Origin of the sequence: Streptomyces sp. NPDC086835 (assembly GCF_044745705.1) — a bacterium.
Lineage (GTDB): Bacteria > Actinomycetota > Actinomycetes > Streptomycetales > Streptomycetaceae > Streptomyces.
In genome coordinates, this window is record NZ_JBIVAU010000002.1 from 130,010 (window position 1) to 141,458 (window position 11,449).

12 protein-coding genes are annotated in these 11,449 nt (G+C 70.7%); 9 read left to right on the forward strand and 3 right to left on the reverse strand.

Annotation, left to right across the window (positions count from 1 at the left end; all coding sequences use genetic code 11):
* Position 1: 1 nt before the first annotated feature.
* The 8 genes from ACIPJI_RS06675 (at position 2) to ACIPJI_RS06710 (ending at position 8,246) form a co-directional block, all read left to right on the forward strand.
* On the forward strand, positions 2 to 649 hold the full coding sequence (locus ACIPJI_RS06675) for a NuoI/complex I 23 kDa subunit family protein (protein WP_402244867.1): 648 nt from the start codon (positions 2 to 4) through the stop codon (positions 647 to 649).
* Positions 646 to 1,290, forward strand: coding sequence for an NADH-quinone oxidoreductase subunit J (locus ACIPJI_RS06680; RefSeq protein WP_356620532.1), 645 nt, complete (start codon positions 646 to 648; stop codon positions 1,288 to 1,290). Before ACIPJI_RS06675 ends, ACIPJI_RS06680 begins: the two co-directional genes overlap by 4 nt.
* A complete protein-coding gene (gene nuoK / locus ACIPJI_RS06685) occupies positions 1,290 to 1,673 on the forward strand; it encodes an NADH-quinone oxidoreductase subunit NuoK (RefSeq protein ID WP_402244869.1) in 384 nt (127 codons plus the stop codon). The genes ACIPJI_RS06680 and nuoK overlap by 1 nt, the downstream gene beginning before the upstream one ends.
* Positions 1,670 to 3,670 (forward strand): NADH-quinone oxidoreductase subunit L, encoded by a 2,001-nt coding sequence (locus ACIPJI_RS06690; protein WP_402244871.1) that lies wholly within the window; start codon positions 1,670 to 1,672, stop codon positions 3,668 to 3,670. Before nuoK ends, ACIPJI_RS06690 begins: the two co-directional genes overlap by 4 nt.
* Positions 3,671 to 3,673: 3 nt before the next feature.
* A complete protein-coding gene (locus ACIPJI_RS06695) occupies positions 3,674 to 5,266 on the forward strand; it encodes an NADH-quinone oxidoreductase subunit M (RefSeq protein ID WP_307707769.1) in 1,593 nt (530 codons plus the stop codon).
* Positions 5,263 to 6,801 carry an NADH-quinone oxidoreductase subunit N gene (locus ACIPJI_RS06700; RefSeq protein WP_307707770.1) on the forward strand — a complete coding sequence of 513 codons (1,539 nt, stop codon included), beginning with the start codon at positions 5,263 to 5,265 and terminating at the stop codon, positions 6,799 to 6,801. The genes ACIPJI_RS06695 and ACIPJI_RS06700 overlap by 4 nt, the downstream gene beginning before the upstream one ends.
* Positions 6,802 to 6,993: 192 nt before the next feature.
* Positions 6,994 to 7,857 (forward strand): zinc metalloprotease HtpX, encoded by an 864-nt coding sequence (gene htpX, locus ACIPJI_RS06705; protein WP_307707771.1) that lies wholly within the window; start codon positions 6,994 to 6,996, stop codon positions 7,855 to 7,857.
* Complete coding sequence (locus ACIPJI_RS06710; protein ID WP_159688642.1) at positions 7,854 to 8,246, forward strand: YccF domain-containing protein; 393 nt, start codon at positions 7,854 to 7,856, stop codon at positions 8,244 to 8,246. The genes htpX and ACIPJI_RS06710 overlap by 4 nt, the downstream gene beginning before the upstream one ends.
* Positions 8,247 to 8,334: 88 nt before the next feature.
* On the opposite strand, the gene ACIPJI_RS06715 is transcribed toward ACIPJI_RS06710, so the two are convergent.
* Positions 8,335 to 9,609: an APC family permease gene (locus tag ACIPJI_RS06715; RefSeq protein ID WP_402244874.1), complete on the reverse strand. Its 1,275-nt coding sequence runs from the start codon at positions 9,607 to 9,609 to the stop codon at positions 8,335 to 8,337.
* 87 nt (positions 9,610 to 9,696) lie between these two features.
* Here ACIPJI_RS06715 and ACIPJI_RS06720 point away from each other — a divergent pair, with 87 nt between their 5' ends.
* Positions 9,697 to 9,966 carry a GlsB/YeaQ/YmgE family stress response membrane protein gene (locus ACIPJI_RS06720; RefSeq protein ID WP_307707774.1) on the forward strand — a complete coding sequence of 90 codons (270 nt, stop codon included), beginning with the start codon at positions 9,697 to 9,699 and terminating at the stop codon, positions 9,964 to 9,966.
* Between the two features lie 24 nt (positions 9,967 to 9,990).
* Here ACIPJI_RS06720 and ACIPJI_RS06725 read toward each other — a convergent pair whose 3' ends face one another.
* Positions 9,991 to 10,644, reverse strand: coding sequence for an alpha-ketoglutarate-dependent dioxygenase AlkB family protein (locus tag ACIPJI_RS06725; RefSeq protein WP_402244875.1), 654 nt, complete (start codon positions 10,642 to 10,644; stop codon positions 9,991 to 9,993).
* 13 nt (positions 10,645 to 10,657) lie between these two features.
* Positions 10,658 to 11,179, reverse strand: coding sequence for a methylated-DNA--[protein]-cysteine S-methyltransferase (locus ACIPJI_RS06730; RefSeq protein ID WP_402244877.1), 522 nt, complete (start codon positions 11,177 to 11,179; stop codon positions 10,658 to 10,660).
* Positions 11,180 to 11,449: the final 270 nt, after the last annotated feature.

The window sequence follows — 11,449 nt, forward strand, 5'->3', positions numbered from 1 at the left end:
CGTGTCTCCGATCCCCGGATCCGGCCTCGCCAAGGGCCTGGCCGTCACCCTGCGGACGATGACGAAGAAGACCGTCACCGCCCAGTACCCCGATGTCCAGCCGGAACTCCCGCCCCGCTCGCGCGGAGTCATCGGCCTGTTCGAGGAGAACTGCACGGTCTGCATGCTCTGCGCCCGTGAATGCCCCGACTGGTGCATCTACATCGACTCCCACAAGGAGACCGTGCCGGCGGCGGTACCCGGTGGCCGCGAACGCAGCCGTAACGTCCTCGACCGGTTCGCCATCGACTTCTCCCTGTGCATGTACTGCGGTATCTGCATCGAGGTCTGTCCTTTCGACGCGCTGTTCTGGTCGCCCGAGTTCGAGTACGCGGAGACGGACATCCGCGAACTCACCCACGAACGCGACAAGCTCCGCGAGTGGATGTGGACGGTGCCCGCACCGCCGGCACTCGACCCGGGCGCCGAGGAACCGAAGGAGGTCGGCGCCGCCCGCAAGACGGCGGAGAAGCTCGCCGCCGCGGAGGCGGACGCGAGCACCCCGCCGGACACGAGCACCGCGCCGGGCACGGGCGGCGTTCCGCCGGCCGGCGGTGAACGCCCCGCTGACGAAAGCGGCCCGGCTTCGGGCCAGGGAGGTCCGGCATGACGTTCGCCGCAGCCGCGACGCACGGTTTCCTTTCCCCTGCCGGTGTCGAGATCGCCTTCCTGCTCGTGGGCGTGGTCACGCTCGGCGCGGCCGTCATAACCGTCACGACCCGGCAACTGGTGCATGCCGCCCTCTGGCTGGTCGTGGCGCTCGGCGGCCTCGCCGTCGAGTACCTCCTGCTCACCGCGGAGTTCATCGCCTGGGTGCAGGTCCTGATCTATGTCGGTTCCGTGGTCGTCCTCCTGCTCTTCGGTCTGATGCTCACCAAGGCGCCCATCGGCCGTTCACCGGACGCCGACTCGGGCAACCGGTGGGTCGCCCTGGCCGTGGCCGCCGTTGCCGCAGCGTCCCTCGTGTGGGTCGTCGTCGATGCCTTCCGTACCACCTGGATCGACCTGGACGGACCGGCCCAGGGCTCCACGAAGGTGTCCGGCGAGATCCTCTTCCGGCACTGGGTGCTGCCGTTCGAGGCGCTCTCCGTACTGCTGCTCGCCGCCCTCATCGGCGCGATCGTCCTGTCCCGCAAGGACGGTGAGGAGCCCGGCGCCGCCCCGGCGTCCCGGACCGCCCCGACCGCCGGCAGAGGCAAGGACACCCCGGCGGGCCGTGCGGACCGACCGGCCCGAGAGGGGAACAGCTGATGCACCTCGCCTATCCAGCCGTGCTCGCGGTGCTCCTCTTCAGCATCGGGCTGTACGGGGTGCTCGCCCGCCGCAACGCGATCCTCGTCCTGATGTCCGTCGAGCTGATGCTCAACGCCGTCAACCTCAACCTCGTCGCCTTCGACGTCTGGCTCCGCGACACCCTGCACGCCGGCCAGGCGCTCACCCTCTTCATCATCGCCGTCGCCGCCGCCGAGATCGGCATCGGACTGGCGATCGTGCTGATGGTCTACCGCAACCGCGGCAGCTCCGACGTCGACCGCCTGCGCGACACCGCGGAGACGGCGCACGGACCCGACGCGCCCGGCCCGCACGGCGAGACAACCACCGACCACGAGGAGAAGGCCGAGGCCACCGCGTGACCACCACGACCCTCGCCGTCCTCGTCCCCCTCCTTCCGTTCCTGGGCGCCGCGGCCGGACTGCTCCTCGGCCGCACCGCGCCCGGCTTCGTCCGTCCGCTCGCCGTCCTGCCGACGCTCGCCGCGGCCGTGCTGGCCGTCGTCGTCGCCGTACGCCAGGACGGCGGCAGGGTGATCGACGCGTCCACGCAGCTCACCCCGACCGGCTCGGTCCCGATCGACCTCGCCCTTCATGTCGACGGCTTCGCGGCGCTCGTCGCGATTCTCGTCGGGGTCGTCGCCTCGTGCGTGCAGATCTATTCGACGGGCTACCTCCGCGACGACCCGCGCTACCCCTCGTACGCCGCCCTCGTCTCGCTGTTCACCTCCGCCATGCTGCTCGTCGTCTACTCCGGCGACCTGATGGTGCTGCTGGTCGGCTGGGAGATCATGGGCATCTGCTCGTACTTCCTCGTCGGCCACTACTGGGAGACTCCCGAGGCGCGCGCCGCCTCCCTCAAGGCCTTCCTGGTCACCAAGCTCGGCGATGTCCCCTTCCTGATCGGTCTGTTCGCCCTCGCGACGGACGCGGGCACCTTCCGGATCACCGGGATCCTCGGAGCCGTCGCCGCCGACGCCATCGAGCACCCCACGCTCATCGCGCTGCTCCTTCTCGCCGGTGTCGCCGGCAAGTCGGCGCAGTTCCCGCTGCACACCTGGCTCCCCGACGCGATGGCGGGCCCCACGCCCGTCTCCGCGCTGATCCACGCCGCGACGATGGTCGCCGCCGGTATCTACTTCGTGGCCCGGCTCCTTCCTCTCTTCGCGGCCTCCGCCGCGGCCATGACCGTGCTCGCCGTGATGGCGGCCGTGACGATGGTCGGCTCGGCGCTCGCCGCCCTCGCGCAGGACGACATCAAACGTGTCCTCGCCTACTCGACCATCGGGCAACTCGGCTACATGTCCGGTGCCCTGGCCGTCGGGGACCGTGGCGCCGCCGTCTTCCACCTCCTGTCCCACGGTGCGTTCAAGGCGCTGCTCTTCCTCGCCGCCGGCGTGATCATCCATGCCGCCGGCACCAACTCGCTCGCCGCCATGTCCCGGATGAGCGGCCTCGCCAAGCGCGTCCCCGATGCCTACTGGACGATGACCGTCGCCCTGCTCGCCCTGGCCGCGATCCCTCCCTTCGCCGGCTTCTTCTCCAAGGAAGCCGTCCTCGTGGCCGCCGAGCACACCGCACTCGGCGACTCGGAGACAGCGCCCGCCACCGCAGGCTGGTTCGTGCTCGTCGCCGCGCTGCTGACCGCGGTGCTGACCGCCGCCTACGCGATCCGGCTGTGGCTGCTGACCTTCCGCGGCCGCGGTGCCGAAGCCCCCGACCACGGTCGGCAGCCGCTGTCGATGACCACCGTGCTGTGGGTCCTCGCCGTCCCCTCGCTCGCCTTCGGGCTGACCGCCGGCCGGCTGCCCCGCTGGTTCGACGGCCACGCGCTCACCCCGACGCTCACCACCGCCGTCCTCGGCACGGGCGTCGCCCTCGTCGGCGGCCTGGTCACCTACGGAGCCTGGCGGCACTCCACCGCGCTTGCCGCCCGTCTCCCCATCGGCGCCGTCGCCGCCCACCCGGACGCCGAACCGGCCGTCTCGGAGGCCGAGGCCATCGCCACCCACACCCCTGCATACGGCGACATCGCGGCGGCTCCCGACCCGGCCGACCCCGCACGGCTGCTGCTCGGCCCGCTCCACCGCCACGCCGCAGCCGGCTTCCACGTCGACGCGCTCTACACCGTGCTGTTCGTCCGCCCCCTGCGTGCCGCGGCCCAACTGGTCCGGTTCCTGGACCGGGAGGTCGTCGACACCTACGTACGCGGATCCGGCACCGGCACCCGCTGGCTCGGCACGGCCGTCCGGCGCGCCCAGACCGGAAACGTCCAGACCTACCTGAGCGTGCTGCTCGCCGGCTCCGTCGCCCTGGCGATCGCCGCCGTCGTCCTTACCAACGTCAACGCCGGATCGTGAGCCGTGATCGATATCAGCGAGTCCGTGATGCAGTTCCTTCTCGGGTTCATCGTCGTCGCTCCGCTGGTCGGCGCCGCGGCCGCCCTGCTGCCCGCCCCGCCCGGGCTGCGCGGCAGCAGCCCCGACCAGGCGGTCCTGCGCCACGGCGTGACCGTCACCGGCGCGATCCTGCTCGCGGCGATCGTCCTGGCGTTCGGCTTCGACCACGACCAGCCGTCGAAGATGCAGGCCACGACCGACATCAACTGGATCGCGGCACTCGACGTGCGGATCCACCTCGGCATCGACGGCATCTCGCTCCCCCTTCTCGTGCTGACGGCTCTGCTGACCTTCCTCTGCGCGCTGTACAGCTACTTCAACCTGCCCGCGGGCCCGTCCCCGAAGGCTTTCGTCGCCCTGCTCCTGGTCCTGGAGTCCGGCACCCTGGCGACCTTCGCCGTGCTCGACCTGCTGCTGTTCTTCCTGGCCTTCGAGATGGTGCTCATCCCGATGTACTTCCTCATCGCCCGCTGGGGCGGCGAGGAAAGGCAGTCCGCCGCCTGGAAGTTCATCCTCTACACGCTGCTCGGCTCCGTGGTCATGCTGCTCGGCCTCCTGCTGATCGGGCTGAAGGCCGGCACATTCGACATGGTGGCACTCGCCACTGACAACGGCCGGGGACTGACCACATCGGTCCAGGTCATCGCCGTTCTGGCGATCGGTCTCGGGCTCGCCGTGAAGACGCCGATGTGGCCCCTGCACACCTGGCTTCCCGACGCCCACACCGCCGCACCGACCGTCGGCTCGGTCCTCCTCGCCGGAGTGCTGCTGAAGATGGGGACGTACGGCTTCGTCCGCATCGTGCTGCCGATCGCGCCTGACGGGATGCGGACCTTCGCCCCGTACCTGGCCGCGTTCGCAGCCGTCGGCATCGTCTACGGTTCCCTGGCCTGCCTGGCGCTCGCGCGCAGCGGCGCGGGCGGTGACCTGAAGCGTCTGATCGCGTATTCGTCGGTCGGCCACATGGGCTTCGTGCTGCTCGGCATCGCGACGATGACGCCGACCGGCGTGAACGGCGCACTCTTCGCCAACATCGCCCACGGCCTCATCACCGGCCTGCTGTTCTTCCTGGTCGGAGCGGTCAAGGACCGCTACGGCACCGCCGACCTCGACACGCTCGCCGGCGCCACCGGCGCCGCACTGTACGGTCGCGCGCCCCGCCTCGGCGGCCTGCTCGCCTTCGCCGCCGTCGCCTCCCTCGGGCTGCCCGGACTCGCCGGATTCTGGGGCGAGATGCTCGCGCTGTTCGGAGCGTTCGACCCCGCCGACGGGCTCAGCCGCCCGGCCTTCCTCACCTTCATGTCGATCGGCGCGTTCGGCACCCTGCTCACCGCCGCGTACCTGCTCGTCGTCGTGCGCCGGGTGTGCATGGGCGGCCGGCTGCCGGAAGCCCAGGAAGAGCAGCGGCCCGATCCGGTCGCCGACGTCCGCGCGTACGAGTTCGCGGCCTGGTCCCCGCTCGTGGCCCTCACCGTCATCGCCGGACTGTGGCCCGCGATCCTCCTCGGCCTCACCGACCCGGCCGTGCAGAAGCTCCTCTCAGGAGGCAAGTCGTGACCGTGGCAGCCGACGGCGCCAGCAGCCTCGTCCAGTCCATCGACTGGGCGGCGATCGCGCCGCCCACGATCACCGCGGTCGTCGCGCTGGCCGTCCTCGTCGCCGACCTGTTCGTCGCCGACCGGCAGAGGCCCCTCCTGGGTGCTGTGGCGATCGCCGGTCTCGTCATGTCGATGGCCGCGCTGCTGCCGCTGCGCAAGGGCGACCGCTCGACCTTCTGCCTGACCGACAACCCGGACGTCTGCAGCTACACCGCCGACCAGTTCACGCTGGTGATCCAGTTCCTGGTGCTCGGCGGGGCGCTGCTGACCGCGCTGCTCTCCCTCACGGACACCCGCGAGAAACTGCCGCCGGGCGAGTTCTGGTTCCTGCTGCTGTCGTCCGCCGCGGGCGCGGCGCTGCTGCCCGCCTCCCGCGACCTCGCGACGCTCGTGGTCGCCCTCGAAGTGGCTTCACTGCCCGCCTTCGCGCTGGTGGGTCTCAAGCGCGGCGACAAGCTCTCCAGCGAAGCCGCCCTGAAGTTCTTCCTCTCCTCCGTCACCGCGACCGCCGTGACCCTCCTCGGCGTCAGCTTCGTGTACGCCGCCACAGGAACGCTGCACCTCACCCAGGTGGCGGCGGGGCTGGAGGACGTTCCCGGCCAACTGGACACCCTCGCCAAGGCCGGTGTCGCGCTGACCCTCGTCGGCTTCGCCTTCAAGACGGCCGCGGTCCCCTTCCACTTCTGGGTCCCTGACACGTATGTGGGGGCGCCGCTGCCGATCGCCGGCTACCTCTCCGTCGTCGGCAAGGCCGTCGGATTCACCGGGCTCATCCTGGTCACCGTGATCGCCTTCCCCGGGTACGCCGACATCTGGGGCCCCGCGATGGCGGTTCTCGCCGCCCTGACCATGACCGCGGGCAATGTCGCGGCGCTGCGCCAGTCCGCGTCGCGCACGTGGAGCGCGGTGCGCCTGCTGGCCTGGTCGTCCGTGGCACAGGCCGGATATCTGCTCGTGCCGATCGCCGCCGCTGCCTACTCCAGCGACGACCAGATCGGTGCGACCGTCGCCTACGCGCTGATGTACGCCGTGGTGAACCTGGGCGCGTTCGCGGTGGCGTCCGTCGTCGCCCGCACGCGGCCGCTCAACCGGATCTCCGACTATCGCGGCCTGTACCACCGGCGCCCGCTGGTCGCGCTGGCCATGGGTTTCTTCCTGCTCTGCCTCGCGGGACTGCCGCCGGGCATCGTCGGCCTCTTCGCCAAGGTGACCGTGTTCTCCGCAGCTGTCGACGCGGGTCTCGGCTGGCTGGCCGTCGTCATGGGCATCAACGTCGTGATCGCCCTTTACTACTACCTGCAGTGGACGGCCATCCTCTTCCGGGCGCCCGAGGCGGCGGAAGCGGACGAGGCGGCACGGACGGCGGGGGAGGTCGCCTTGAAGGTGATTCCCGCTCCCGTCACCGTCGCCGTGGCCCTCACCGCGGCGGTGGGCGTCGTCCTGTCCGGCTACCCGCAGCTGGTCCTGCGGTACGCCGCGGAGAGCCTGTTCTAGCCGCGGCGATCCCTGTCCGGATCCCTCCCGGGGCGGCCCGCCCAGCGGGCTCACCCGTACGGCCGTGACGCGGCCCCTGGAGCGCAAGGGAACCAGTGCCCCTCGCCTGGCGTTGACCAGTACAGAAGGGTCCACTGGAGAGTGGAGCACCACGCAAAGGGTTCCCCTGCCGCACCATCTGGAGGGCGTACCGTGCACCGCCGGCACAACGGGCTCAAAACCGCCGTACTCCTCGGGGGACTGTCCGCACTGATCCTCGTCATCGGCAGCTTCTTCGGCCGGACGGGGCTTTTCGTCGCGCTCGTCGTGGCGCTCGGGACCAATGCGTACGCCTACTGGAACAGCGACAAGCTGGCTCTCCGGGCCATGCGCGCCCGCCCGGTCAGCGAGTTCGAGGCGCCCGCCCTGTACCGCATGGTCCGCGAGCTCTCCACCGCCGCCCGCCAGCCCATGCCGCGGCTCTACATCTCGCCGACCCAGGCACCCAACGCGTTCGCCACCGGCCGCAACCCCCGCAACGCGGCGGTGTGCTGCACCGAAGGGATCCTGCGCATCCTCGACGAGCGCGAGTTGCGGGGAGTCATCGGCCACGAGCTCAGCCACGTCTACAACCGCGACATCCTCATCTCCTCGGTGGCCGGGGCCCTCGCCTCCGTGGTGATGTTCCTGGTGAACTTCGCCTGGCTGATCCCCATCGGCCGGTCCGACGACGACGAAGGACCCGGCCTGGTCGGCATGCTGCTGATCATGCTGCTCGGCCCGCTGGCGGCGTCCGTGATCCAGCTCGCCGTGAGCCGCTCACGGGAATTCGAGGCGGACGCGTCGGGCTCCCAGCTCACCGGTGACCCACTGGCCCTGGCCAGCGCACTGCGCAAACTGGACGCCGGTACGAAACAGCTCCCGCTGCCGCCGGAGCCGCGGCTCGAGACCGCGAGCCACATGATGATCGCCAACCCGTTCGGACCGGGCCGCGGCCTCGCCAAGATGTTCTCGACCCACCCGCCCATGGCGGAACGAATCGCCCGACTCGAGCAGATGGCAGGTCCTCGCCGATGAAGACAATCCTGAACGTCATATGGCTGTTCCTGAGCGGCTTCTGGCTGTTCCTCGGCTATCTGGTGGCGGGGCTGATCCTCTGCATCACCGTCATCGGCATCCCGTTCGGGCTGGCGTCGTTCCGCATCGGGGTCTACGCCCTTTGGCCCTTCGGTTACACGACGGCTGATCGCCGCGATTCCGGCGCGCCCTCCCTGGTCGGCAACGTCCTGTGGCTGGTCCTGGCCGGCTGGTGGCTGGCACTGGGCCACATCGTCACGGGACTCGCTCTCTGCTTGACGATCATCGGCATCCCGTTCGGCATCGCCAACTTCAAGCTCATCCCGGTGTCGCTGATGCCGCTGGGCAGGGAGATCGTCCCGACCGATCAGCCGTTCGCGGCGCGTTGAGCGCCTGGACCCCGTCCCTCTGGCTGCTGCTCGTCCGACCGGCCGGCGCGGCGCACGCACACCCACGCCGCCCGCCGACGACCGTTGATCAGCCGTTACGAGCCGCCCGAGCGCTTTTCCGAGCCGCGTACAGCGCCGCGCCGGCGGCCAGCACCGCCGCCCCGGTGATCACGGACGTCAGCGGCAGCGAGATCGCCAGCGCCAGGCATCCCGCCACCCCGCATCCTGCCGTCAGCCTCACGGTCCAGAGCACTCGAACGGGTGTATCCCCGGGCCGTCCGGAACCCAGCGTCCAAGCCGAGGCGTTGGCGATTGTGTAGTAGACGAGCACACCGAACGACGAGAAGCCGATCGCCCCGCGCAGGTCCACGGTCGCCGCCACCACCGCGACGACGACCCCCACAGCGACCTCCGCGCGGTGCGGCACCTGGAACCGCGGATGAACGGTGGCCAGTGCTCCCGGCAGATGGCCGTCCCGGGCCATCGCGAGCGTCGTCCTCGAGACGCCGAGAATCAGAGCGAGCAACGACCCGAGCGCGGCCACGGCCGCCCCCACACGTACCACCGGGGCCAGCCAGGGGACCCCTGCGGCACGCACGGCCTCGGCGAGCGGCGCAGTCGCCTGCCCGAGCTGCCCCGCACCCAGCACAGAGAGGACCGCGACGGCGACACACACATAGACGACCAGCGCGATGCCCAGGGCCAGCGGTACGGCCCGCGGGATGGTGCGTGCCGGATCCCGGACCTCCTCGCCCAGCGTGGTGATCCGGGCGTACCCGGCGAACGCGAAGAACAGCAGACCCGCCGCCTGAAGCACCCCGGCAGCCGACACGTCGCCCGCCGGCTCCAGGTGCCCGAACCGCGCATGCCCGGTACCGAGGGAGACCACCACGACCGCCACGAGAACCGCCAGCACCACGGCCACGATCAGCCGTGTCAGCAACGCCGACTTCTGAACGCCGCCGTAATTCAGGGCAGTCAGCGCCACCACCGCGGCGACCGCCACCGCGTTCGCGTACTCCGGCCAGGCGTACGCGCCGACGGTCAGAGCCATCGCCGCGCACGAAGCCGTCTTACCGACCACGAACGCCCAGCCTGCCAGGTACCCCCAGAACTCTCCCAGCCGCTCCCGTCCGTACACATAGGTGCCACCTGAAGCGGGGTACAAGGAGGCGAGGCGTGCCGACGACATGGCGTTGCAGTAGGCCACCACTGCCGCGAGGGCGAGACCGAGCAGCAGGGCGGAACCGGCGGCCCGCGCCGCCGGCGCGAGAGCCGCGAAGATCCCCGCACCGATCATCGATCCGAGACCGATCACAACGGCGTCGAAGACCCCCAGCGACCGTCGCAACTCCTGTGTCATACGCCGCACCTTACTGATCACCGCAACCGCGGCCACGCCGGTGTACGTCCCCGACAACGACACCCCACGAAAGGCAGGTTCACCTCGATGACCATCATCGGCTGGATCGTTCTCGGACTGCTGGCCGGAGCGATAGCCAAGATCCTGCTGCCCGGACGCGACCCGGGCGGGCTGGTCGGCACCACAGTCATAGGTGTCGCCGGAGCCTTCATCGGCGGCTGGATATCCTCCCGCTACCTGGACCGGGAGATCGCCAACCAGTTCTACGACGGGCCGACCTGGATCGCGGCCGTCGGTGGCGCGCTCGTCCTGCTGATCGCGTACCGGATCCTGTTCGGCCACTCGCGCTCGCGCTGAATCCCGCCTGCCGCCCGCGCGGGATCAGCCCGCCAGTCCGGTCTCGCGCAAAGTGATGTTCAGACGGCCGCCGTTCATGCCGGTCGCAGGATCGGCCGTGGCCAAAAGCACCTTCGGCACGCCGTGATAGGCGTAGCGGGAAGGGCCGCCGAAGACGAACAGGTCGCCGGACGCCAGTTCCACGTCCGTGTAGGGACGCCCCCTGGTCTGCGTGTTCCCGAACCGGAACACGCACGAGTCGCCGATGCTCAGGGAGACCACCGGAGCTCCTGACCGCTCCTCCTTGTCCTGGTGCATCCCCATCCGGGCAGCGCCGTCGTAGAAGTTGATCAGCGCGGTGTCGGGGGTGTACCCCTGATGCTCCCCGTAGGCCTCGACCAGTGCCTCGCGTCCCAGCTCCACCAGCCACCCGGGGAACGGGGCGACCGGCGCACCGTTCACGTCGTCCGCGGTCCGGGAGTACCGGTACGGCTGCCAGTGCCAGCCCACGCACACCGTCCGCACCGACATCACGCCCCCGCCCGGCAGCACGGTGTGCCGGAGCGGGACCGGCCCGCGGGCCCAGCCGCGGCAGGCGTCCACCAGCTCCCGCTGCCGCGCGACGGGCAGCCAGCCGGGCACATGCACCGCGCCCGGGGCGACGACCGACCGGTCACGAGGGAACAGTGCTCCGTTCATGGCACAGGCTCCATCACGGCGCCAGTGCGCCCTCGAGCCCGAGGAGCCGGGCCTTCGACTCCAGACCGCCCGCGTATCCCCGCAGGGCGCCGTCCGCGCCGATCACCCGGTGGCACGGACGCACCACGAGCAGCGGGTTGCGCCCGATCGCCGTCCCCACGGCCCGCACACCGACCGCGGAAGTGCCGACCTGCGCGGCGATCTCCTTGTAGGTCGTGGTCCGTCCGTAAGGGACGTCCTCCAGCGCCTTCCAGACACGGCGCTGGAAATCCGTCCCGCCGTCCGCGTACTCGATCTCGAAGCGGGTCAGCCGGCCCGAGAAGTACGACGACAACTGGCGCCCGATCTCCTCGAACGCCGCCGGGTCGCGGCGCCAGTCGCCCTGGACGACCGCGCGGCCCTTCTGCCCGGGCAGCGAGAGAGAGGCCAGCGCCGTGCCGCCCTTCGCCATGCCCGACGGCCGTCCCACCAGCAGAAGCTCGCCCAGCGGGCTGTCGACGATCTCGTAGACGACGGTCTCCTGAGCACCGGTCATGGCTCGCGCTCCTCCTTGCGGTGTTCCGTCCGGCGGGCTCCCGCCCGCCCTTGCTCTACGAGTCTGCGACCCCGCGGCCGCCGGAGCTGGCGGGATTCGGACATCACGACGGTTGTAGGCGGCAGGCCTCGTCATCGGCCGTGCCACCTCGGGCACGGGGCGGGGGGGGGGGGGGCGGGGGCCCCCCCCCCCCCCCCCCCCCCCCCCCCCCCCCCCCCCACCCCGAGATCAAAAAAAACAACCCGCACAGCAAAAACAACCCCCACAGCA